General features: G+C 43.1%; 16 protein-coding genes. 10 read left to right on the top strand and 6 right to left on the bottom strand.

Annotated features, from left to right (window positions below):
* The first annotated feature begins 3 nt into the window (after positions 1-3).
* Genes pglX through brxL form a run of 4 tightly spaced genes read left to right on the top strand, consistent with a single transcriptional unit; the run spans position 4 to position 8512 of the window.
* Entirely contained in the window at positions 4-2511 is a 2508-nt protein-coding gene (pglX, locus tag QUA71_RS18645) for a BREX-1 system adenine-specific DNA-methyltransferase PglX (protein WP_333287216.1), read from the top strand.
* Positions 2512-2523: 12 nt separating this feature from the next.
* The gene (gene pglZ, locus QUA71_RS18640) at positions 2524-5076 is read left to right on the top strand and encodes a BREX-1 system phosphatase PglZ type A (protein ID WP_333287214.1); all 2553 of its coding nucleotides are present in this window, start codon (positions 2524-2526) and stop codon (positions 5074-5076) included.
* A gap of 24 nt (positions 5077-5100) precedes the next feature.
* The gene (locus QUA71_RS18635) at positions 5101-6447 is read left to right on the top strand and encodes a PIN domain-containing protein (RefSeq protein WP_333287212.1); all 1347 of its coding nucleotides are present in this window, start codon (positions 5101-5103) and stop codon (positions 6445-6447) included.
* Positions 6448-6493: 46 nt separating this feature from the next.
* Positions 6494-8512: a protease Lon-related BREX system protein BrxL gene (brxL, locus tag QUA71_RS18630; RefSeq protein WP_333287210.1), complete on the top strand. Its 2019-nt coding sequence runs from the start codon at positions 6494-6496 to the stop codon at positions 8510-8512.
* On the opposite strand, the gene QUA71_RS18625 is transcribed toward brxL, so the two are convergent.
* Positions 8505-9104 (bottom strand): DUF1819 family protein, encoded by a 600-nt coding sequence (locus QUA71_RS18625; RefSeq protein ID WP_333287208.1) that lies wholly within the window; start codon positions 9102-9104, stop codon positions 8505-8507. The genes brxL and QUA71_RS18625 overlap by 8 nt on opposite strands.
* Positions 9105-9160: 56 nt before the next feature.
* On the opposite strand from QUA71_RS18625, the gene QUA71_RS18620 reads away from it, so the two are divergent.
* Together QUA71_RS18620 and QUA71_RS18615 are read left to right on the top strand one after the other, a co-directional pair.
* Positions 9161-9469, top strand: a complete 309-nt coding sequence (locus QUA71_RS18620) for a hypothetical protein (RefSeq protein ID WP_333287206.1) — start codon at positions 9161-9163, stop codon at positions 9467-9469.
* Positions 9470-9655, top strand: coding sequence for a hypothetical protein (locus QUA71_RS18615; protein WP_333287204.1), 186 nt, complete (start codon positions 9470-9472; stop codon positions 9653-9655). It abuts the gene before it with no gap.
* Here QUA71_RS18615 and QUA71_RS18610 read toward each other — a convergent pair.
* Positions 9652-10794 carry an IS4 family transposase gene (locus QUA71_RS18610; protein WP_333287202.1) on the bottom strand — a complete coding sequence of 381 codons (1143 nt, stop codon included), beginning with the start codon at positions 10792-10794 and terminating at the stop codon, positions 9652-9654. The genes QUA71_RS18615 and QUA71_RS18610 overlap by 4 nt on opposite strands.
* A 683-nt stretch (positions 10795-11477) precedes the next feature.
* Between QUA71_RS18610 and QUA71_RS18605 the strand changes: the two genes are divergently transcribed.
* The 3 genes from QUA71_RS18605 to QUA71_RS18595 all read left to right on the top strand — a co-directional run bounded on the left by QUA71_RS18605 (position 11478) and on the right by QUA71_RS18595 (position 13305).
* Positions 11478-11819 carry a hypothetical protein gene (locus QUA71_RS18605; RefSeq protein WP_333287200.1) on the top strand — a complete coding sequence of 114 codons (342 nt, stop codon included), beginning with the start codon at positions 11478-11480 and terminating at the stop codon, positions 11817-11819.
* Positions 11820-12433: 614 nt separating this feature from the next.
* Positions 12434-13063, top strand: coding sequence for a ParA family protein (locus QUA71_RS18600; RefSeq protein ID WP_333287199.1), 630 nt, complete (start codon positions 12434-12436; stop codon positions 13061-13063).
* Positions 13063-13305, top strand: a complete 243-nt coding sequence (locus QUA71_RS18595) for a ribbon-helix-helix domain-containing protein (RefSeq protein WP_333241805.1) — start codon at positions 13063-13065, stop codon at positions 13303-13305. Before QUA71_RS18600 ends, QUA71_RS18595 begins: the two co-directional genes overlap by 1 nt.
* A 677-nt stretch (positions 13306-13982) precedes the next feature.
* Here the strand turns inward: QUA71_RS18595 and QUA71_RS18590 are convergent.
* The 4 genes from QUA71_RS18590 to QUA71_RS18575 form a co-directional block, all read right to left on the bottom strand.
* Positions 13983-14429, bottom strand: coding sequence for a hypothetical protein (locus tag QUA71_RS18590; RefSeq protein WP_333287197.1), 447 nt, complete (start codon positions 14427-14429; stop codon positions 13983-13985).
* Positions 14430-15062: 633 nt separating this feature from the next.
* A complete protein-coding gene (locus QUA71_RS18585) occupies positions 15063-17876 on the bottom strand; it encodes a pPIWI_RE module domain-containing protein (protein ID WP_333287195.1) in 2814 nt (937 codons plus the stop codon).
* Positions 17866-21456 (bottom strand): pPIWI_RE_Z domain-containing protein, encoded by a 3591-nt coding sequence (locus QUA71_RS18580; protein WP_333287193.1) that lies wholly within the window; start codon positions 21454-21456, stop codon positions 17866-17868. The genes QUA71_RS18585 and QUA71_RS18580 overlap by 11 nt, the downstream gene beginning before the upstream one ends.
* Positions 21449-22774 carry a restriction endonuclease-related protein gene (locus tag QUA71_RS18575; RefSeq protein ID WP_333287191.1) on the bottom strand — a complete coding sequence of 442 codons (1326 nt, stop codon included), beginning with the start codon at positions 22772-22774 and terminating at the stop codon, positions 21449-21451. Before QUA71_RS18575 ends, QUA71_RS18580 begins: the two co-directional genes overlap by 8 nt.
* A gap of 672 nt (positions 22775-23446) precedes the next feature.
* Between QUA71_RS18575 and QUA71_RS29290 the strand changes: the two genes are divergently transcribed.
* Positions 23447-23728, top strand: coding sequence for a DNA/RNA non-specific endonuclease (locus tag QUA71_RS29290; protein WP_445243799.1), 282 nt, complete (start codon positions 23447-23449; stop codon positions 23726-23728).
* The last annotated feature ends 17 nt before the right edge of the window (positions 23729-23745 follow it).

Genomic DNA, 23745 nt, shown 5'->3' with positions numbered 1-23745 from the left:
GGGTTGGATATTGATGAACGGGCGGTACAGTTAGCTAGTTTTGCGGTTTTGATGAAGGCGAGGGCGATTAATTCGCGGATTTTTAAAAAGTCTTTGGCGTTAAATCTTACGGTGGTGCGTGCGACGAATAGCCAAAGTTTACCTCCTGCTTCGGAGTTGAATGTTAAAGATTGGCAAGGGTTGATTGAGGCGTTTAAGGATGCGGATAATTTGGGGAGTTTGATTGTTCCGCCTGCGTTTGATGGGGAAAAGTTAAAGGGGCAATTGGCGGCGTTAGAGGCGAGTGATTCGTTGTTTAAGGGGTTTGTTCCGGCGTTGCGGGGGTTGGTTTTACAGGCGGAATTGTTGAGGGAGCAGTATTGGGTGGTGGTAGCGAATCCGCCTTATATGGGGAGTAAAAGTTTAAATCCAATTCTTAAAGACTTTGCAGCAAAAAATTATACGGAGAGTAAATCTGATTTGTTTGCTATGTTTGTTGAAAGGATTATAAACATAGCTACAAAAGGCGGATTTATTGGTTTAATGAGTCCATTTACATGGATGTTTTTAAGTTCCTATGAAAAACTGCGTAAGCGTATTCTAAAAGAAACTACGCTAACAAGTTTAATTAGACCTGAATATCATGCTTTTTTTGATTCAGCTTATGTTCCTTTGTGTACTTTTACTCTTTTTACAAAAGCTTTACCTGAATATCAAGGAACTTTTATTGATTTGAATCAATTTTATGGCGCAGATTTACAACCTGTAAAAACATTGGAAGCTGTCAAAAATCCTAATTGTGGTTATCTTTATTATGCGAAGGCTGCTGATTTTGGTAAGATACCGGGGAGTGCGATCGCGTATGCGACTGGTCTTAATTCACTAAAAATATTTTCAGAAAATCAGAGACTACGAAAACATTTGGATACGAGAATTGGATTAATCACTGGAGCTAATGATGAATTTATTAGAGACTGGCAAGAAGTTAAACTTAATTCTATTCACTTTAATTGTAAGAGTCGAAATGATGCAAAGGAATCAGAAAAAAAATGGTTCCCACAGTTAAAAGGAGGTGATTATCGAAAATGGTATGGAAATTTAGAAACCATTGTAAATTGGCAGCATGATGGTTATATTTTGAGGACAAGAAAACATCATAAAGATGATAGGACGATGGCTCATAATTTTAATTTGGACAAAATTTTTCTAAGAGGAATAACTTGGACAAAAATTTCGTCTAGCTTTTTTGGTGCAAGATTACAAGAAACTGGATTTATTTTTAATGATGCTTCTGCATCAGGTTTTCCAATTTCTAATAATGAAAAAGTTATTGATTTATTTCTAGGATTTTTATGCTCAAAACTTTCCAATCATTTTCTTAAAATTTTGAATCCAACCCTAAATTTTTTACCTGGAAATGTTAGTGATTTACCGTTTAAAGAATCTCGAATTGATCAATATAGAGATGTGATCGAAGAACTTGTCATAAATTGCGTTTCAACTTCCCGTCAAGACTGGGATAACTTTGAAACCTCCTGGGACTTCCAAACCCATCCCTTATTAAGATATAAAACCCCCAAACTTTCAGAAGCCTTTAAAAACTGGCAAACCGATAGCGAAAACGCCTTTCAACAACTCAAACAACTGGAAGAAGAAAATAACAAATACTGGATAGAAGCTTACGGTTTACAAGACGAACTCACCCCAGAAGTACCCGACGACCAAATCACCATCCGTCGCGCCGACCAAAACTGCGATATTCGTTCCCTCATTTCCTACGCCGTTGGTTGCATGATGGGGCGCTATTCCCTCGATAAACCTGGATTAATTCACGCCGGACAACCCTTTGACCCAACACAACACACCATTTTTCCTGCCGATATTGATGCCATTATTCCCATTACCGACCAAGCTTATTTTGATGATGATATTGTTAACCGCTTTGTTGAATTTATCCGCATCGCTTACTCACCAGAAACCATCACGGAAAACCTTGATTTTATTGCCGATACCTTAACCCGAAGAAGTGGCGAAACCTCCCGTGATAGAATTCGCCGCTACTTCCTAACTGAATTCATTTCTGATCATATCCAAACCTATAAAAAACGTCCGATTTACTGGCTATTCACCAGTGGCAAAAATCGCGCCTTTAACGCCTTAGTTTACCTGCATCGTTACAGTCCAGATACTCTCGCCCGACTCCGCACCGACTATGTTTTAGAACAGCAAGTCAAACTTGATGGCGAAATTTCCCGCACTCAACAGCAATTTGATAATGCAACCATTAGCATCGCAAAAAAAGCGGCTACCAAACGCTTAAAAGAATTGCAAACCCAACAGTTAGAGCTCCGCGATTATCAAGCCAAATTACAAACAATGGCAGATGCCAGAATTAAACTCGATTTAGATGATGGAGTTGCTTATAACTATACTCGGTTTAAGGGTTTAGTGTATGAAGGTTCAGATCTGAAAATGGCAGATTTGGAAAAAGCAGCAAAATGGAAATTAGAATTGTTAAAAGTAGACGGTTAACTATTCCCTAAGATGAACACGACCCGCATCCAAAGTAGCATACTAAATTTATTTCAAGATGATAACCGCTGGTCGCACCCAGGACGACGGGTCGTGTTTTGGTACGATCCAGATGGGCAATTTGCAGATGCTTTCAAGGAATTACAATTAGATGGCATCAAAAAATTGCAACTTGGCGACACTCCCTTTACCGTCAAACATCACCTATTCATCGAACAACCAGAACAACCCTTTTTACTCTACGCACCTTTTCCAGAACCCCCAAACCAGGATAACTGGTTACTCGACATCCAACTGTCCGGCTTAACCTTTTCGGCTGACCCTGCTGCCCTCATCTACGCGGACTTAGGCTTCAAACAGCGTAGCCTGGAAATAACAATTCGCGATCGCCTCAAATTCTTCAACAGCCGCAAACGCACCGAAGCCTTGCAAAATATGGGCTTACCCCCAGATACCGACGAACGGGCGTTAATTTTGGCAATGCTATCGGTACTAGCTGGGTTAAAAGTCCCCGATGCAGGCACACTGATTCGCCAAGTCTTGTTAAAAGGATTATTGGAATCAGATAATCTGCTGTGGAAAGACATTGAGCGTTTTGTTCATCCCCATGACTTCTGGCGAGTCGTGCAGGAACATACAGGTTTTGCCGACGCCACCCCCAGCTTGCGAAAACTGTTTGTACAGGTACTCATCACTCATTTTGAAAAGTCCTTACACGGGCCAATTCCTATTCCTTTTAAAGCACAAGTTATTACCCCTGGACAGCGGGCTTACGCCTTCATCGACCAGTGGATGCGCGACCAACAAGACTCACCCGGATGGAAGGAATTAAGCCAACAAATAGCAGAGGAATTAAACATTCTTGATGCCATCCAGAATTTATCTCCAGAAGTCCTTTATGAAGCCGCTACTTTTGAAGTAGTAGACCAAGCCATCATTCGCGCCTGCGTCAAAGCCTTACGTTCCCCCACCCCTGACCTTACCCTTTGGCCTAACTGGTTACAAGCCCGACGCACTTTGTTTTGGTTCTCCAAATACGAACCTTTTTATTGCGCCCTGGATGCAGCCATTAAACTTTTAGAATTAAAGCGCCAATATCCCGAAGGCTTTCGGATGCCTGCACCCCAACTTTTTCAAGCTTATGCCAAACAACTGTACCGTTTTGACCAAACTTACCGCCACTTTATTGTTGCCAGCGATGCAGCCTTTGGCGATATCCTCAAAGGATTAATCGAGGATATAGAAAACCTTTACACCCAATGGTATTTAGATGAATTGGGGGAAGCCTGGTCAGATGCCTTAGAAAACAGTTGGCAATTAGCAAATATTCCCAGCCAAACCAGCTTTTTCGGAGGGCACGTACAACCAATTATTAGTAGAAAAGACCCCGAAAAAGCTTTTGTGATTATCTCCGATGCCCTTCGGTACGAAGTCGCCAGCGAACTCGCAGAAACCATTCAAAAAGAACTTCGGGGTAAAACCACTATTGAACCTCTGTTTGGCGTTTTACCCAGCGTCACCAAGTTAGGGATGGCGGCGCTACTACCTGGGATGAAGCTGGAGTTACTGCCTGGAAATAGTGATGTACTCCGAGACAGACTGAGTACCCAAGGGACAGCAGCGCGTCAGAAAGTATTAGACCAAAACAGTCGTGTTGAAGCAACGATACTGACTGCCCAGGAACTTTTGACAATGAATGCCGAACAGGGACGGGCAGCGATTTCCCCCTACCGCCTCATCTATATTTACCACAACACCATCGATGCCATTGGTGATAAAGCCGCTAGCGAACATCAGGTATTTGCAGCTTGTTCCCAAGCTATTAGCGAACTGGTGCGACTGCTGAAAAAGATTTGTAATTCTCTTAACGGAACCCATGTATTAATTACCTCAGATCATGGGTTTTTATACCAGCGCCGTCCGATTGCTGAAGCCGATAAACGCCCTTTGCCACGGGGGGAAGGAGTGCTGGAAACAAATCGCCGCTATGTTTTGGGGCGAAATTTAGAAGCTGATTCCGGGACTAAAGCCTTTAACTTACCTTATGATACTGGGGGCGCGATCGCGATCGCTCCTCGCGGTAGTTTGCGTTTTGCCGTCCAAGGTGCAGGTTCCCAATATGTACACGGTGGTGCTAGTTTACAAGAAATCTGCATTCCGGTGATTACCTACCATCACCAACGCGCCGTCAAGGGCGATGAAGGGCCAGCCCGCAAAGTGGGAGTGCAAGTCAACGCCAGGGCCCGAAGAGTGACCAATAACCGCTTTAGCCTCAGTTTAGTACAAACTGAAGCTGTAGAGGGGAGATGGCGATCGCGTCAGGTAACTGTTGCCCTTTATGACTCTGAGAGTTTAGCACCAATTACAGACGTGCCGGGAGCAGAATTAAGTAGTAGTAGTGTTAGTCCTAGCGATCGTGAATTCAGCATCCGTTTGACCGTAACTACTACCAATCCACCAACAACTGCTTACTTAATTGTGAAGGATACCGATGATGAGAGCGAAATTTTGCGAGAAACTTGGACAGTAAATTTGGGAATTACCAATGATTTTGGTGATTTTTAATAAGTCATAAAAGGAGCATTTAAAATGGCGAATGACAACACAAAAAAGGGCGACTCTGACATCTTTATAGCTAATGATGTTTATCCAGATCCATTGCCAATATTTAATTCAAAATTTAAGACCAGAGAAGAAATAAAAAATGATTGTTTTATAGTCCTTGATACTAATGCACTACTGCTTCCTTATACAATCAGCAAAGCTAGTCTTGAAGAAATAAAAAATACATATACAAAATTAATTTCAGAGAAACGCCTAATCGTTCCCGGTCAGGTAGCTCGTGAATTTGCAAAAAATCGCGCCAACAAACTGGTTGAATTATACCAAAACATCTCAGCTAAAAGAGATAATATTAAACTTCCAACGGAAGATGATTATTATCCTTTACTAGAAAACTTAGATATTTATCAACAAGCAAAAGAGTTGGAAAATGAACTCCATAAAAAGAGAAAAGAATATAGTAAAAAAGTAACAGAAATTTTAGAGTATATAAAGCAATGGAACTGGAACGATCCTGTGAGTTCTTTATATGCTGATTTATTTAGTCGGGAAGTGATTTTAGATATAGAAATAGAACAAGACAAAAAAGAAAAAATAAAAGATGATTTGAAAAGACGCTCTTTGCATAAAATACCACCAGGCTATAAAGATTCTGGTAAAGCCGATGAAGGAATTGGAGATTTGCTGATTTGGCAAACAATTCTGAAAATAGGGGAGGCTCATAAGAAGAGTGTTATATTTGTTTCTGGAGAAGAGAAGCCTGACTGGTGGCATAGAAGTAACGATCAAAAATTATATCCCAGATATGAGTTAGTAGAGGAATTTAGACGAGGTTCTGAAGGTCAATCCTTCTACATGATTAATTTGGCAGAACTTCTTAAAATTTATGGAGCTACTAAAGAGGTAGTTGAAGAAGTAAAGCAGGAAGAAAAAAGAGTTATTATAAACTTTTATCACGGTAAAGGAAATCAAATGGTTCAAAAAAATCAAGTTAAAAGTATCGGTTACAAAGCATTATCAGCAGTTTACGAATGGTTAAATAATCAGAACAAGTATCAAGAAATTTCCCTAAATCAACAAAATTTTCCCGACATAATTGGCATTAGTAATGAAGGTCATAAAATAGGTGTAGAAGTAAATCTTATAAGCTCTGATCCGTTTCATTACAATTTATTAGTCAACCAATGGATTGGACAGTTTCCTATGCTAGAGAAACAAAACTTTCACAAAATGATGCTATTTCTTGTTGCCGAAAATGAGGAAAATATTCTAAGGTTACAAAGTAAAATTAGAGGCAGTGAATTAGATGTTCCCACCAAAAATTTAATAATTGGCGGTTATCTTGACTCAGAGGGGAAATTCCAGCCTATCTAACTTAAACATTTTTACTATTGATGTTAATTGCCGATCATGGAAAAACATGGATTACCTCGACCAAAAACTAAATCAAACTTACCCCGGCAAAGTAGTTCGTAAAGACCTCACCCAAAGGATCAAGGAAGGTGCTAACGTTCCAGTTTATGTGCTGGAATATTTACTAGGAATGTACTGCGCCACTGATGACGAAACCACTATTGAAGAAGGTATTCAAAGCGTTAAACGTATCCTTGCCGAAAATTACGTGCGTCCTGACGAAGCAGAAAAAGTTAAATCTAAAATTCGGGAATTAAGCAGATTTACCATTATAGATCGCGTAACAGTCAAATTAAACGAAAAAGCTGATATATACCAAGGAGAATTAGCGAACTTGGGAATCAAAGGGGTAGAAATTGACCCTGATATTATCAAACGTAATGAAAAGCTTTTAGGCGGGGGTATTTGGTGTATCTTACAACTAGAATATAAAGCTGGAGCAGATCCAAGCCCCTTCATTGTCGGCAGCCTCAAACCCATCCAGATGCCAAATGTGGATATGGATGAACTGTTTGCAGGTCGCCCAGCTTTCAGCAAAAATGAATGGATGGATCTGCTAATTCGCTCTGTAGGACTAGAACCAACTACATTCACTGAAGATGTGAAATGGCATTTGCTAGCACGGATGGTGCCATTATGCGAAAACAACTATAATTGCTGTGAATTAGGCCCACGTTCTACAGGGAAATCCCACATTTATAAAGAAGTTTCGCCCAACTCAATATTAGTTTCAGGTGGTAAAACTACTGTCGCCAACTTGTTTTACAATATGGCATCACGCCGAGTAGGGCTAGTAGGCTTATTTGATGTAGTAGCCTTTGATGAAGTCGCCGGAATTAGCTTCCACGACAACGATGGCGTGCAGATCATGAAAGATTATATGGCATCTGGATCGTTTGCACGGGGTAAAGCAGAAATTTCTGCCAACGCTTCAATGGTATTTGTGGGCAATATTAATCAAAGTGTAGAGTCCTTGGTTAAAACTTCCCACCTGCTAGCCCCCTTTCCCGAAGCGATGATTGATACAGCATTTTTCGATCGCTTTCATGCTTATATTCCTGGTTGGGAAATTCCTAAGTTTAGTCCGCACAACTTTACTAAACAGTATGGCTTTATTGTGGATTACTTAGCCGAATGGCTGCGGGAAATGCGGAAACGTAGTTTTGGAGATGGGATCGATCGCTATTTTCGTCTGGGAAATAACCTCAAGCAACGAGATGTACAGGGTGTCCGCAAAACAGTATCAGGACTGTTAAAGTTACTATTCCCTGATGGCTCATTTAGTAAAGAAGATGTGCGCGAAGCACTGGTATATGCACTGCGAGTCCGCCGTCGCATCAAAGAGCAACTAAAGAAAATTGGCGGGATGGAATTCTATGATGTCTACTTTAGCTACATTGATTTGGAAACTCTAGAAGAACACTTTGTCTCTGTACCAGAACAAGGGGGTGTAAGTTTAATAGGTGAAGATGCCCTTGCCCCTGGTCATTTGCACTTTGTCAGCACAGGCGATAGTGAGATGATTGGCACATTCAAACTAGAGTTACAAACAGTACCAGGAAACGGGAAGCTAGTTCGCACCGGAGTAGCCAGTAGCAGCCGTATGAAAGACCGGATGAATATTGCCTTAAATTTCTTCAAAGCCAATGCCCACCGAGTTAGCGGCACTATTCATCCAGAAAACGTAGATTTCTTACTTCAGTTATTAGATTTGCAAGGGGCTGGACTTCCCCAAGAGTGCGGGCTGGCTTTGTTTATCTCCTTATGTTCGGCATCATTAGGACGGAGCGTACAGTCCCAACTAGCAATTTTTGGAGAGATGACCTTGGGTGGTACTATTACCCCAGTTAGTAATCTGGCAGGTAGTCTCCAAGTAGCATTCGATGCAGGTGCCAAGCGCGTTTTACTACCAATGACCAGTGCGGCTGACCTGCCTACCGTACCCCCTGAACTGTTTGTCAAGTTCCAAACATCTTTTTACACCGATCCTGTAGATGCAACATTCAAAGCACTGGGCGTTAGTTGAGCATCAAACGCAGGTAAATTTCTTCTCCATCAAGCAAGAGTTGCTGACGTAACGCCCCTGGAACAGGAATAGGTCTAATTTCATAATTCCCTCGTGGCTTGAGGGCTTGCAATAACCCTGCACTCACAAGTACCAGCACCGTATTACTTGCAGTTTTCTGGTAAGTTGAATCCGACCACTTTGCGATGGTTGGACTTTGCTCCCGCTTAGTCTCGAAAAAGGTTCGCAAGTCAGCAGGGTTAACCGTATAAACAAGGCGCTTGAGTTTATCTAACAATACTTCATCAATCAGTTCTCTTAGAAGAAGGTCAGAGCGCAAAATTAAAAACAGATTGGTCAGGCGACGAATATCAGTAATACCTGTGGCTAGCAATTTAATGTAACTAAGGTCTACTTTTTGCAGGCGGTGGAAGACCGTGTTCAATGCCCGACTACGGGAAGTGAGAGATCGCAATTGAAATAAGTCCTCTTCAATTACTTGTTGCCGAATTTCATCGAAAGTCGCTCCTTGGTATATCAGTTGAGCCACTTTTACTGTTTCGGTAAGGATAAAGGCATTATTTGTGTGAGCTACGTAGGAAGTAGAAGTCATAAGTTGAGGCTTTAGTAACTCTGAAATGTTTGCGCCGAATTCCTGGGATTGAATAGATGGAGAAATCCAATGGAAAATTTTCCATTGGGCCAACAGTAACAACTACTCAACCGAAAACTCTAGCGATCGCCAAAGTCCCTGTCAACATCAAATCCCCCGTAGCGCACAAAACTGGTACGTTGCGTACCGTTGATGGAGTGACGGCTGTAACCAATGATGTTGGACTCGTGACGCTCCTCAATGGACGACATCTGGCGATTGCAGTTTTTGTTTCAGATTCTGGAGCAAACGATGCGGTACGGGAGGAAGTCATCGCAAAAGTGGCTTTGGCAGCATGGGACGAATGGGACGAATGGAGCAAATAGTTGCTGAAGGCGAAGGTGTTAACCGGCGATCGCTCTGGCAAGGCAACTAAACATCAGATTAAAGATGCCGATCGTCCAATGGAACTTCAATGTTCGCATTTGCGCGTTGCGTCGATCGCTGCTGGGGTGGCTGCCGATGGTCGCGCATTCATTCTCGGCCAATTCAGGGGGCGACAATGCAGCTAAAGTGCTTGCCCTATAAGCTTTATGGCTCTCAATCCCTTCTGATAAAATGACTTTTTATTGCGAACCAAACTCAGCATTGAGTCTACCCACTCCTGGCAATAGTCAAAGGCAATTAGCCAATTTTCGCCATATAAACCAATCCAAAACTTGCTATGTCTTTTTCTATTTCTATCTGGCTCGCTTAGACGACACACATATTTTTCTTGTCCTTGAAGCTGAGTTTTTTTCCCTTTTAACCATGCTGAAGTCATCGCCAAAGCGATTACAATCATTAAAGCAATTAATTTATCCGGTGATGCTTGACACCCCTCTAGGTTATATCCTCCGGTTTTACAATCTTTAAACATTGCTTCGATACCGTAACGTTTGCTATAAACTCCGATCGCGCTTTTCAAATCAGGGAGATTAGTTAATAGATACCAAGGTTCGTCTTCTTGTTTTCCTCGATATTTGCGTTTCCAGGAAGCAACTAGGTTAAACCGAGAAAATCCTTTCTTTTGAGTAAAGCTAATTTTCGGATAGAATAGATGAATTCCTGGTTGAACTGGAATGCTATCTAAGGGTTGAAAAAATTGTCTTTTTTCTCGAAAAGTCGTGCTGCATTTTTGACGGAGGACAAAACTTAAACGCTGACGGTGTAACCATTGCGCCAGCTCTATGCTGTGAAATTCGCGATCGCCTACTAGCGCTAATTTATATCTTTTCAAAAGCCGAATTACCGGACGCAATACTTGTTGCTGTTCGGCGAGATTTGAAGCCCCTTGTTTATCTAGCAGCGTCCAGAATATAGGAAACGCCCTTTTTTGAACGATCGCGCTTACCATTAAGACATTATACTCTTTCCATTGGGTTCTATCCAATGCAATGACTAATTGACTCCCGGCTGTGAACTGACGAGATATCACTTCTTTCACGATCGGGAACCACAGCACAAGTATGCTGAGCGCTTTAATCTGTAAAAATCGTTGTATGTGACGGCGGCGACTACTTTGTAATATGGGTAATGGTAGAGTAGCGGCTAATCGTTCGATCCTAACTTGTTTCTGAGATTGTAACAACCACACCAGCATCTGCAGGGTGAGTAATTGTGCTGGTGTGAGATATTTTTCGAGAATCTGATGATAGAATGAAGGTAACATTTTATTGGTTTGGGTCTTGTGGTATTAGCAGGACCCTTCTTTTTTATCACAACTGGGTAGTTTTTCGTTGTTGAGATTATTTTGTCAATAAGCAGAATTTTTTGAGGCTGGTCCATCGCTCGAAAACATTTGCCTGTAAAGGTTCGGGGGCGCTTGTCGCCCCCTGAACTCGGCCAACGAGTACGGGGGTAAATGAGCAGTCGTACAGAAACTTACGCTACGGCTGAAACTTTTACTGGATAAGCATTCTGGGAACTACTCTTTTTGTCTATCAAAAACTTAAAGAGTTGAAAATTAAACTGTACCAATTAGAGCATAGATTTTTTGGTACAGCTTTTTTGTACGGCACAGTAAGGATTTGAGGCTTTTTAATTTCAGACTGATCAATTGGTACAGGTTTATAAGAGGCGAGCGCAGTATTCAAAACGACTAATCAATTCCTTAGCGTAAGTTTCTGTACGACTGCTCATTTACCCCCGGAGATTGGCGAATAGTATTAGCAACTCTTCCCAAAAATTGGGATATCCACGAGTTGCTTCAGTCTCAAGGTGGCTATGGCCTAACCCATATCTGTAAACTGGAGCGGTTAGAGCGAAACCCCTTCCCTGTGGACGATGCCCGCGACCAGTTAGAAGCATTTTCCTATTACCTTGTCATTTGCCAGAGGACTATGGCTTGCTCCCATGCTAATTACTGGTTTTGATGCACAGGGAAAGCAGGTTTTTGATGAGTGGTCAGCTTGTCGCGCCGACTCTTGGCAAAATACTTATACGTGGTTTTCTACGGATTCAACCGACCTAGTTGAAGCCTTTCCTGGTTTTATGCGTCGATGGCAGAATAAGAACTGGCGGAAGGTAGTGCAAGAGTCTATTCACTGGTATGTGGAGAGTAAAAAGCAAGCTGGAGGAGTAAATGGTTCGATTGTTTTACAGCAGGCAGCATTAGAACGACTGGCATGGGTCTTGTTGGTAGAAGATAAACGCAGCCGAGCGTCAAAATGGGTTTCACAAACTCCCAGGCGCTGATGAAGTGAAACTCTTGCTGTCATATTTGGGGATAGACTTAAAAATCCCAGAGCGCTTAACTAACTTGATTCAGCTAGCGAATAGGCAAAACTGGGTTGATGGCCCACAGGCGATAACTAAAATACGCAACGCAATCGTTGATCCTAACCCAAAAAGCCGTCATAAAGGATGCGGAGCTTCAAAAGAAACCAGAGCAGAGGCATGGAGTCTAGGTCTGAAATACCTGGAGTTTGCCCTGCTCAAGCTATTTGATTATCCGTATGTTTAGCTCTCTCACGCTTGATGCCAACTGGCTTGAGATAAGGAGCGAGATGGAGAATCTACCCCTGAAAGGAGAAAGAGGGTGGTTACAGGCGATTCTGAGAGGAGTTTTTTAGGGTGATCGCGAAGCTGGCAGAGTCTGATCGCACCTCAATTATTCAAGAGCCTGCTTTAATAACTCTCACAAAGCCCTCAGACCTAGTTGCAGCCCTTACTACTTTGCTATCAAAATAGTTTACTATCTTTGGAAAGAAATCACCAAAACCCTATTTATAACAAGTTAAACCAACGCATAATAGTTTGTCACGCTCAGCTTTCAAGCTATAATGATATCAAACTAGCAAGTAGCACCAATGTTCGTAGTTAGCCTTTTGTCGAGAAAAGGAGGTTCGGGAAAGACAACCCTGGCCGTCCACTGGGCAGTTGTTGCCGTAAAGTGCGGCTTGAGTGTCGTATTGGCAGACATGGATTCCCAGAAGTCCTCAGCATCTTGGTTTAACAAGCGAGAAGCTGAAACCCCGCTGCTGATACAGCCCCAACCGTCCAACATCTCTGACCACATTCAAGCTTGTGGCGACGGTGGTATTAACCTAGTGCTGATTGACACTCCCCCTGACATTGACACAAATGCCGTCCATGCGGCTAGAGTCTCAGACTTGGTAGTAATTCCGGTGCGGCCTTCTGTACTGGACTTGGAGGCGATCGCAGGTACGGTGGAACTGGTACGAGGCATAGGCAAGCCCGCTGTATTCGTCCTCAACCAAACACCACCCAGGTCAGGCGTTACCGATGAAGCTAAAACCGCCCTAGCTGCCTACGCTTTGCCCATTTGTCCTGTGGCATTAGCCTCTCGCATTGCCTACTCACGCGCCTTGATTGATGGTCGGGTAGCTTCTGAAAGTGAGCCAAGGGGAAAAGCCGCGATAGAGATTAAAAAAAGTTGGAACTGGATTGCTCAACAGTTGAAAGCAGGGAGTAAGTAATGCCCAAGAAGAAACCAAGTTTATCCGATTTGACACTCTCCAAGGGGACAACCACAGTACAAGCACCGTCCTCCACGACAGAAGCTGAACCAAAACGCAGGGGGCAGACGTTACGGTTAGATGAAGGGGCGTGGAAGCAACTCAAGCATCTGGCAACTGACTTGGGGAAGCCTTCTCACGATTTGCTCATAGAGGCCGTCAACGATCTGTTTAAAAAATATGGCAAACCGCCGATCGCTTAAACTTGCACTCCTCTATCAAGCATCAACCAATGGTAACGCCAGCTTGGTCGCACCTATCCGACCAAGCTGGACGACAAGCAATAAAGCTACTTTGCTATCAAAATAGCTTTATAAAAATTTGGGCTGGATTCTTTAATCTCAAAGTTAGAAACAAATTTTAGCTCCACCAAAACTCCAATTTTACATATCAAAGTATCTTGCTATCACAATATTAAGGTTTGCTATCCAAATATTAAAGGAGAATCCCCTGACGGGAGTGACAACGCCTCTGAAACCTTTATGGGCAAAGCGTTGAGGCTTCTGAGCTTTCCTCAAGATAGCAGCGATTATACAAGAGCTTATTGAGAATTATGATAGTAGCGCTCGCCGCCGATCCTTATTCTCCCTTATCGAAGCCCGAAAAAGTCGCTGCAGCTATGCCAGCCGCAGGCATCGCACGCACATATCTTTTTTGACGTAGCTTAACTCAAACCTTTACAAGTGTATGTCTTTCAACTTGCTTGTCACCCCGTCAGGACAATAGACATTCTCATTAGAATCAAATTACCTATTGTCCTCACACATCAAGTTCAACTACATTCCAATGGCACTGACGGAAGGACTAAGCTGTATTCAGTGCCATTCAACTACATACAGTAGAAGGCAAGACTACAGCTTGTACACCTACTCCTTATCCCTCAAGCCACATTCTTTGTCGCACCAGATTTTACCTTTTCTCCAGCAGAATTGTTTCGGTCTACGTTTTTTCCCCCAGTAGCCCTATCAATTTCTCTTTCAGCCTTTTCTCTCTGGAAATTTTGAATACTCTGTCCAGGGCTTGGTTGATCTGTATTGGCGGGAACTGGCTTCGACATATTTATAATCACTTCTGGAAGGCTCGGTTGACCGGCACTAAAATCACCCGGGTTTACCGGGCCCTCTATACGAGGGATTGTATCATCCAGCATTTGACGAATACGATTGAAAAAGCCTGCAAGAATCGGCTGACCAGAAGTAAAACCTAGTACACTATTGTTTTCCAAGCTAGCGCGTGTGTCTGCAAAAGCAGGACTCGGAACATATAGTATTAAGCCAAACACAACTAAAAGGCACAAAGCGATAAACCGTGAAAATTTGCTTTTCATAAAAACTCTAAATGAGTGATCCTGCACTAAGTGTTTGCGTACAGCTAGTTCAATTTTGCACGGGTACAAAGTTGATTCAGGACATATTATGTAAATTTATACTAAGATGTCCTGTTGCGTTTTATATGGAAGATTTAAGAATTTAATTTCTCATACTCCACTTTTGCCTGTTTCCAATCCATTATTGTCCAAGGTGCAAGAGCTGAGGGCTAATCGGTCTTTGGAATTTCGCTGTTCTACGCCCTTGAGCAGCAATGGAACGAAACTGTACGCTAAGACTTATAACCAAACTTAATCTGAGATACGACAACAAATAGAACACAAGCTCGCTTCTTTATATCCAAAATGCTGAAAGCCTTGGTTCGCAAAGATTTCACTCAATAGCTTCAAAGGGATGACAGAGTATAGGCTATACTCTGCCCTGGTTAACTGAGTGTTAGCCCAGCCCAAAGGCGCGGTCTGGTTGAAAAAAGGCTGTAATCTTTACCTGGTAATGGTTTAAAGTGCTACTTTGCGGCTGGTGTCACCTTCGCTATTTCTGCGCCAGTTTCCAGTAGTCTTCACGGGAGGAAAAATTCTATCACTCACTTTGGATGAAACTGCTCCCCCCGACATTCGACCTACAGATTATTTTTATTCAAAAGATCCCTCTAAATATTCTGATTCCTCTGAGTCTTCTGATGAATCAACCGGATCTTTGGCACTAACCGCATACTCTTTGGCCAAAGTAGCAAAAGGAAAGGGAAACGGCAAAGAAATCTCATCTGCAAAATAGGGCCAGCGGTCTCTGAGACTATGGACGAAAAAAGCCAATTTTTCTGAATCTATTTCAGGGCAATAAATGACAGCTATCTCTAGGAGTTTTGGGTTCCCAGCTTGTCTGCTACCATTATCAAGCCGAGACTGCTTTTGTTGTAAGGTGTTTGTACCTTGTTCAGTAGTTAACGGCTTTCTCATGCTTAGATAAAGCATATATTTTTTATCATCACACACATCTTTCCAACAGAATAAACCGCTAGTTCTGCTACCGGGAGAACCCTTGACAATACCGACAGGAACTTCGCCGTCTGGAACTCGCAACCGCACAAGCCACAAGCGATTTAGTTCTGATTCTGTCATGTGTTGTTTCAGTTCGTGGGGTAAATCGTTGGCGGGTAGCTTGGGGTTTTGTAGCCACGTCAACATTTTGCGGGCATTTTGCGCTTCCACCATGAAGAGTACGCGAGGTAATTTCTCATTTTCAACTGGTGTACTTAGACAATCACGCAAGCAATCAGCAATGAATTTATTAAGCAACTGCTGTTCGGGTTTTTTCTCACTAAATGACTGTTCTTCATCGCTGTCACCAATCGCTTCATCTACATAGGAATCCAAATCCCACTTTTCAGTAATGAGAGAGCTAAGTCCAACAGGGTACGATACCCATTTTTGCGTCCCGAATAAAGAAGGAGTAGTAACTTGTACGATTCCCTTTACGGGGTTAACTCGCACCATTAATGCAACAGTAGCAGGGGTGTTGGTAGCCGTTGTTTTTCGAGTACGGCGCAGGACGCGGAAGCACGTCAGCCACAAATTTGGATCGATACCATCCTTTTCTAGATCAATTAGAGAAGCAGGCAGAATTCCAAATTGTCGCAATAAATCCGAAACAGCTTTTTGCACTCGATTAGGAGCATCTTTAGTGACAGATTCTGTACCGTTTTTCAATTGAGTTGTTACTGCGTGAATGTGCTGATTGACATACCCAGCTTGCACCACTCCAATTCTTATTGCTAACTTGGGATCTGACTCCGGTGGGAAAAATAATTTTTTGGGCTTTATTTCAATTAATGCACCGCATATTCCTTGAGATTTTGGTAGAGATGAAACAATCTGAGAGACGCGCTCATCGATTAATTTAATGCGCTGTTGTTGTCGGCTGTTGCCTTTGACTGAGGAATTTTTTATATCAAGTCTCTGTGTCAAATCTTGAACGTGCTGAGTTTTAATTCTCAGAGAACCAAATGAGCCTTCGTAGATAGTTTCTTCCCCTTGTACCTCTAATTGATAAATCTCAGTCGCCCCCTTCCGTGATAAGTCAAGTCTCTCGCAGATTTCAGCAATGAGCGCATCCCGACATTCTTTAGTTTCCCAGAGTATAAGTATGGTATACAAAGGAGTTTCAGCGGAACGAAATACAGCGGGTGCAGTAACTTTAGGTCGCAGCATTGGGGTAGATAAATCGTCAGATTTTTTAGGTGATTTATCGCCTTGCTTTTTCGGATTTCCACGCTCCCAGAAAGATACAAATTTACTAGATACCTTAATTGCTTCACCAACTCGCTGAAGAGGTAAATTTTCGCCAACTAACTTATTTTGAATTGCCCCATCCAGGTTAGCTAAATCTCGTGGACTGACACCGCGAAGGCAAGGGAGTTTACCCCAGGAGGTATCGTAAGAAATTGCCACCTGTATCCCACCTGGTTCTTCTCCAAAACTTGACCATTGATGTTTTGGGTCAGAGGCTAAAATATTAAGTTCAGGAAGTGGAGATTCGTTAATCTTTAGAAGCTCAGTAATCGCTCTTGACCATTTTGGTTGTCTCCCTTCTTGTGTTATCATTTGCTTGATCCGTAAAGGCATAAAACAGAACGGCTGCCGAACCCCATCTAACCACCGACGATTATCGCCAATATAAGCGGTAGCACCTCTATAGGAAAATTTATCAAAAGGCTCCACAATCCATTGTCGGATTGAAAGTTGATGGTAAATAATCGGGTCTTTGCGCCAAGGAACTGTCTGCAAATTAAAACGAATAACAAATGAAATATCCGCTGTACCGACTTGTTTATTTCTTCCAATTAGCGAAACCGGATGAGGAGGCCATGACATTAGTTCAGAACCCTGATTGAGGGTAACAACTCGGTAGAAGTTGAGTTCATACTGATTGTTATCACCAAAGCAAACTTTAGGATTTTTGAGAAATTCAACAGCTAGGTAATCTGGAATTGCTTGGAAGCGAACCTCATCATAGGAATTTTCTGGCGAACGCAGCAGAGAACAAATTTTAGGGTCTTCCCAATGCCAAGCGTTATTATCTAGCTTCTCAAAAATTGACTCTACTTCCGACTCTCCCAAACACTCGCTAAACTCTTCTCGTAACCAATCTTTAATCAATTCTGGGAAGTCAGAAAGGTCAGCAGCTTCTGTTGCAAATACCCAAGGCACAGATGGATACTTCCAGCCATAACGAGCAGTTTGGATGATTTTTGGAAAGCTTGCAGCTACAATGGGGTCGAGAGAAGAGACTGGTACAGAAGGATAGCCTTTACCAAGTAGCTTAAAGCGCTTTTGTGCAAGAGATTTAGCCACTTGTTGCCATGCAGTAGGAACAATTAGAGAAAAGAGATTGTATTGTACATCCTCCGTCATTTCCCAAGCTCCGGGTAGAATTGTTTTAAATGTCATAGTGTAATTCCTTTGTTTCTTTGAGTGCATTTAAAAAAGCACCGTAGAGCGAACGCGCTAAGGTTCTTTCACAAGGTCGTTTTCCTTCCCCCTCAACCGAGAGTTGAAGTTCTTTGAGAATTCCCACTAAAAGTGAGGTGACATTGCTGTCGAATTCCCCTGCGGCTGAATTAGGTGCGAACTTGACATCCAAAAAATGAACGATACAAGGAACACCGCCACGCACTAAACGCCCAATGATTTGCCAGATACTAACTAATTGAGTCCAGCAAAGTACAGAGCGTTCATCATCCGTCAACTGTCTGAAAGACATCGCTCGACAACTCAAATCGAGCATCTTTGCCACCGCATACTTGTAAAATTCGTTCTCAACATTCGCCAGCGTGAAAGCGTCACCGCGCCGTTGCATGGGTTCGTAAAGATTAGAGTTAGAAGCATTTTCTAGCGCCCAATTGTTAAGTTGCTGGACAGTGGTTTGCCAATCATCCGGGACAGGCATCGGCCGACACAGAAATACTGCTGCACCAAATGCTGCTATCTGGCTATTGTTGAGGATGTTATGACCCCGCTCTAAAGCCATTAAAGGAGCTACTACAATCTGAGTAGGAAGCTGATGCAAATCCCGAATTTTGCCCCGGCGAATTCCGCTCAAATTAGTTGGAGCATTATCACGACGAAGGACTTTAATTCGTTCCCCTTGTGGAATGACTTCGCCTACGATATTTTCAACACGGTAAACCGATTTCAAAACCGACTCAACCCATTCGGCTTCGTCATAACTGTTGGTAATGACCAGCACCCGATGGCGCTTATCCCACCGCTGGGGGTCAAGCTTTTCTTTATCTTTTAAGGTATCAAATAACAGATCGAGAAAGCTCTTAGCTTCTCCTGATTTATTACAGATAGCCTTAACCATTTCTTCAGCCTTCTTTTTCCGCGCAGCGGGTGGCTGTCCCGATAGAGCAATGTACCTCCCTGCGCTCTGCTGCGGCTTGAAGAAAAACTCACTTTCGCCAATTCCCGCATCGCCAACTTTGTCATTATTCCGCGCTGGTTCTAGCAAGACTGTAGGTTTTTTCTGAATGTGATAAGCTGGACTCCCTGGAGCATAACTCGTGCCTGAAATGAGCACCGTATGGGGGCCATTCCAACCATCAACAGCCCAAAGAGTGGGGAAATTTAAAAGCAAGTAGCGACCTACTCCCACATAGCGGAAATACTCCAATTTTCCCCCTACATTGCTGCGGCGATCGCGCGTATATTTAAAGCCTAAAATATTTCCCACAGGCGCAGATGGCAAAATCGGTAGATAATCGCGGGGCGGGCGATACACGAGAGAAAGACTGGTGTCGTGCAAATCAATAATGCTTGTCCCCATTAAAATACTTAAATGATCGACCAGAAAAGCTAACCGATTCGTCAGCACAGCTACAAGAATAGCGAAGTATAAGTGACCTGTAACTTCCTTAAACTTAATGTTATCTGTGATAGAAATTCCCAAAGATTCAAGCCATCTATTTAGCCAGTAAGCCACTTCATCTAATACCGCTCGCTCACTTTCTGCACTTAATATGGTAAGGGCGATCTCTGAAAGTTCTCCTCCCTTACGGCGGTTAAGGGGAGCTTGCAAAAATTTCTCTATTGTTTGTAATAGCTGTTTACGCCGCTGCCGTTCCTCTTCAGGTGGCAAACCCGCGTCAATCCGTTTTAGCCGTTGTTGGCTGCGCTCTTTACGGGTGAGTTTAATTTGGGATTCCTCATTTTCAATTTCTGAGGTCGGTTCAAGAATATCGCGGATAATGTGAGCAAATACGGAACGACCAGTGAAAGGATTTGAACCTAACCATTCAACCAGTTTAGGTTGGCTGTGCAGTTTGGGAAGGATAATATCAGTGGCAATTTGAGCGTAATCGTTCGCTTTTTTAGCGGCGGCTACTAATTCTGCTCCCATACTGCGACGATCTGAATTGTAAATAGCAGTTGCAAATTTGATGCCAAGTTTATTTAAAAATGAGTTTCCCGAAGCATCAACTAACACTTCATCAGGAGCAAAAGCTTCGTCGAACTGCACCTGTACCCGGTCAGCTTCGTCAATAAATAGAAAATTACATTCGCGGTAAACGACTTCAGCAAACGTAAGTTTTTCCTCAAATATTTGGCGGGGTACGCGGGTGTGAATGAAGCTAGCGGTCGTCAATACCCACACGAAAGCTTGCGCGATATCTCGTTCCAACTGGTGGCGAGGGCATTTGTAATAAAAAGGACAGGTATATTTATTTTCTGTTTCGCCTTCCTCCCAATCTTCTAAATCCTCCGAGTTTATATCATTGTCTTTGTCTTTTTTAGTTGTAGTTACTTTCTGGTAAAGGTTGTGACAGGGTTCAGAGCCAAATTCCCACTTATCCTCTGATTGCACTAAAGCGAGTAAGGGACAGACGGGACTAAACCAGCGCCATGCTGGATGAATCGCACCTTGGTCAATTTCCTCACCCTTTGTTGCTAAAATGGGTTCGTAAACTTTTTCCAGTTGTTGGGAGCGCTTGCTCCCCAATACGGGAGCCGCACAAATGCCCAATCCGTGCCAAAATAGGGAAGCGAGGCGCACGGCTGCTACCACATCATTGACGATTAAAGCGCAGCGATATCCCTGTTTTGCCAAATGATAAATAAGAACTTCGAGCAGAGTAGATTTGCCGACATTTAATAAACCGACAATGTGGATGAGTTGTTCTAGTTTCAGTTCACAACCTGGAGAAAAATCATCGCTTTTATCGTCATACAGCCGTAAGGCAATCCCTTGAAGGCGGCTATAATAATGTTCTGGATCGTACCTTGATTTAGCCAGTTGACTATCCATTTCCTGGGCTGAAATCAGCAACTCGTCTAGTGTAACGGTATGAGCAGGATTCTCCTGAGTGCGCGTGCGGTAAAAAGAAACCTGTGATGAGAATGCCTGATGAGAAACAGCTTGGGGAATATTGATGGGAACCTCAATAGGAGCATTCCCTTTGTGGGAAATCTTAGCATACCAATACCCAGAATTTGCTAGTTTAATTTTTATTTTTTTGTGCGGTGGGGTTGCTGATAAGGTTTGGCGATATAGCTGCCAGCGACGAGGGTAGGTACTTGAGGGAATTAATTGCGGGGATTGATTGATGTCCGTCAAGCTGTAAATTCTCAAAATTTCAGGGGTGTTGATGTATTCAGAGAGCGAACGTTCCCATTGATTCCCTTTGCGACGCACCAGATAAAAGCGAGCTTTTTGTACCAAGAACCAGTTGCTATCACTTTGTAAATTGATATTGCTTGGCAAATTGATATCATTTTGCAGAAATGCAACCGGAAAACGATAACCTGAAAGTAGGCCTGAGACTGAAATGGCAGATTCTTCCGGTGCTATTTCTTTTAATAAAGTTAGCCCTAATTCTACTTCTACAATCAGTTCGGCTATGCGCTGTATTTCTCGGTTTTGTACTTTTTCATCACCATCAGGTAGGTTAAAAATAACATGAGATTTTAAGTCATCAGAGTTACGTATAGCTTGGCGCAATTGTTTGCTCCAATTAGTGATGTCACGCATGGTTTCTCTCCTTTAAAAGTTTCTCAGCTTGAGAGATGATTTCACTGACAAGCTTCAATCGCAATCCACCCATAGACGGTTCTAGTTGTTGGCGTACTATTCTGATTCGCAATTTTTCTTCTCTCTCATCTGGGAAGACAATAAAAATTTCTGTAAATTCAGAGCGACGCTGTAATTTTTCCCTAGTTTTCTGCAAACGCTCTTCATCTAAGTACGACCAATCTTTTACATCAATCGCCCAGCGGATTTTCTTGCTAAATTCCACAAGCAAGTCAAATTCATCAATCTCCGGCCACAGGGTGACGCGGATGCCTAATTTTGTAAGAGTTTCTGCTAATTGAATTTCCCAAAGTCCAGGGATTGTCCCATACCGATATACGCCTGGAGTTACAACTTTCCAAGTTTCTGCTTCCTGTTTGGGAATTGGTGGCGACGGCGGCAGATGAAGTTGGGCGCACAGTTGTTCGCAAGTTCCGTTTCGGCAGCTATAGGTTTGAGCTTGGCGACGGTGCATTACATATTTGCAGCGTGGGCAAAAATGATAGCTGTTTTCTTCTGCTAAATCGACTAAATCAATGTAGGTTTGTAGCAAGAAGTCCCGCAGGGGCCTGAATTGGGAGGACGAAAGGAGGCGGCGGTATTCTGAGTAGGGGAGGACGGGACGTTCAATAATCAGTTTGCGGAAAGCACGATAGGCATCTTCTAGTTGATACCCTCGGCAATGTTCGAGAACATCTTGCAAGATTTTTTCCTGCACCTGCTTTTCTATGTCGTCACCTGTAACCTGCCATTGTTCAGCAAAGTTGGAAATTGCTCCATCTTCGATGAGAGTGACATCCGGTGAAAGGTATTTAATTTCTGCTGCTGGTTTCCACTCGACTACCGGATTTTTTGCCCATTCAAAAAATTCTGGGAGGTTCGAGGGGACTTGTTCATCTCCTTGCAGTAAAGATGTTAGGTACATTCGGGACATCCCGATGCGGAGTGCTTTTGGAATGTGCTCTCGCTCACTCAGTTCCCGCTTTTCCCACTCTGCCAGTCCCGTTGCTAGGTACCGCAAGGTTTCCGGTACCGATATCTGTAGTCCGGGTTCAACTTCTGGGTCGCCTGCAAGCAGGCGGAGACTACGGGCTGCATTATCTTCCCATTCTATGTCAATGCCGCGCATGGTCTGTAACCATCGTTGTACCGTTGCTTTCTGACGCGGCTGCATTCCTAGTTCTACGCACAACTCTTCCAGGGTCGGCCCCTCTTTGTGGACGCGAAACCACTCTCGCAGCGCCTCTAGGATTTTGTCTCTATGTCTGGTGACTTTCACGGGCCGCCCTCCTCAATCTGGGGTGTAGCCCAATTCTCACACCACCATCACTGGCGTGTCAAGAAAATTTTTCAATGTTTCTCTAATGTTTCCAATGTTTCAATTTTATTCGGCTGGCTTCCCTGTCGGGCAAGAGACTGTATTTTGCTACTTTGCTATTTTGATAGTAAAATTTTAAAAAGTAGTTTGCTGGTTTGCTTTTATACCTATAGTTTTTAGACTTATTGGATAAAGCTATTTTGATAGCAAAACATCAAACTATTGTTGAAACCTAACTGGATTATTGCTTGTTACCCCATCAGACAGCAAACCATTTCTTCCTCACCAGAGTTCTGACTGCGTTATCGGCTCCGCACCAGACAAGTTACTCGCAACAATTGAGAAACTGGGGATTGTACTGCTCTTCTGTCACTCTACATTAGATGTTCAAATGTTTAAATGTTTGAACATCTAATGCAAAAAGTACAGAATTCCGCGCTGTGGAGTGCGTTCTGCATTCATTAAATTAAGTAGCAGGCTGCTGATAAGCTTGGCATGGAAGATGAGAAGGAGCGGCTGAGAGTGAGGAAATTGTGGCAACAGGGGGCGATCGCCAAGCAAGAGTGATCGAAAACTATTTAATGTTAATAATGAAGTCGCAGTAGGTGCTTCCCTACAACAGCAGCACTCCCAGTGCCAACTGGGTTTCGTAGCAGCTCAATAAATCTTGGATTGGAGCAGCCGATCGCCCAGACAACTTCCGCCCAGACGATACTCTCCGCGTTGCTCGGCAAAGTACGACCAAGCAATAACAAAGGAAGTGGCTACAACAGGGGACACATTGCACCGAGCGCAGATCACACCCGTAACGCAGCGAATAACCGCGCTACGTTTTTAATGAGTAATATGATGCCCCAAATGCCTAAACTCAACAGACCTGTGTGGCGTAACTTGCGTAAGTCCCGTTGTAATTAAAGCCAGAAAAACAGTAA

The organism is Microcoleus sp. MON1_C5 (assembly GCF_036701875.1).
Classification (GTDB): Bacteria; Cyanobacteriota; Cyanobacteriia; order Cyanobacteriales; family Microcoleaceae; genus Microcoleus.
The sequence above is the reverse complement of the archived record's forward strand: the minus strand, read 5'-3'. Positions and strand labels throughout refer to the sequence as shown.

What these genes read in the sequence shown, in the direction of transcription:
- QUA71_RS18590 (WP_333287197.1), bottom strand. Translation starts at nt 14,429, where the DNA reads ATGAAAAGCAAATTTTCACGGTTTATCGCTTTGTGCCTTTTAGTTGTG.
- brxL (WP_333287210.1), top strand. Translation starts at nt 6,494, where the DNA reads ATGGATTACCTCGACCAAAAACTAAATCAAACTTACCCCGGCAAAGTA.
- QUA71_RS18595 (WP_333241805.1), top strand. Translation starts at nt 13,063, where the DNA reads ATGCCCAAGAAGAAACCAAGTTTATCCGATTTGACACTCTCCAAGGGG.
- QUA71_RS18580 (WP_333287193.1), bottom strand. Translation starts at nt 21,456, where the DNA reads ATGCGTGACATCACTAATTGGAGCAAACAATTGCGCCAAGCTATACGT.
- pglZ (WP_333287214.1), top strand. Translation starts at nt 2,524, where the DNA reads ATGAACACGACCCGCATCCAAAGTAGCATACTAAATTTATTTCAAGAT.
- QUA71_RS18610 (WP_333287202.1), bottom strand. Translation starts at nt 10,794, where the DNA reads ATGTTACCTTCATTCTATCATCAGATTCTCGAAAAATATCTCACACCA.
- QUA71_RS18600 (WP_333287199.1), top strand. Translation starts at nt 12,434, where the DNA reads ATGTTCGTAGTTAGCCTTTTGTCGAGAAAAGGAGGTTCGGGAAAGACA.
- QUA71_RS18635 (WP_333287212.1), top strand. Translation starts at nt 5,101, where the DNA reads ATGGCGAATGACAACACAAAAAAGGGCGACTCTGACATCTTTATAGCT.
- QUA71_RS18605 (WP_333287200.1), top strand. Translation starts at nt 11,478, where the DNA reads ATGCTAATTACTGGTTTTGATGCACAGGGAAAGCAGGTTTTTGATGAG.
- QUA71_RS18585 (WP_333287195.1), bottom strand. Translation starts at nt 17,876, where the DNA reads ATGACATTTAAAACAATTCTACCCGGAGCTTGGGAAATGACGGAGGAT.
- QUA71_RS18625 (WP_333287208.1), bottom strand. Translation starts at nt 9,104, where the DNA reads ATGACTTCTACTTCCTACGTAGCTCACACAAATAATGCCTTTATCCTT.
- QUA71_RS18620 (WP_333287206.1), top strand. Translation starts at nt 9,161, where the DNA reads ATGGAGAAATCCAATGGAAAATTTTCCATTGGGCCAACAGTAACAACT.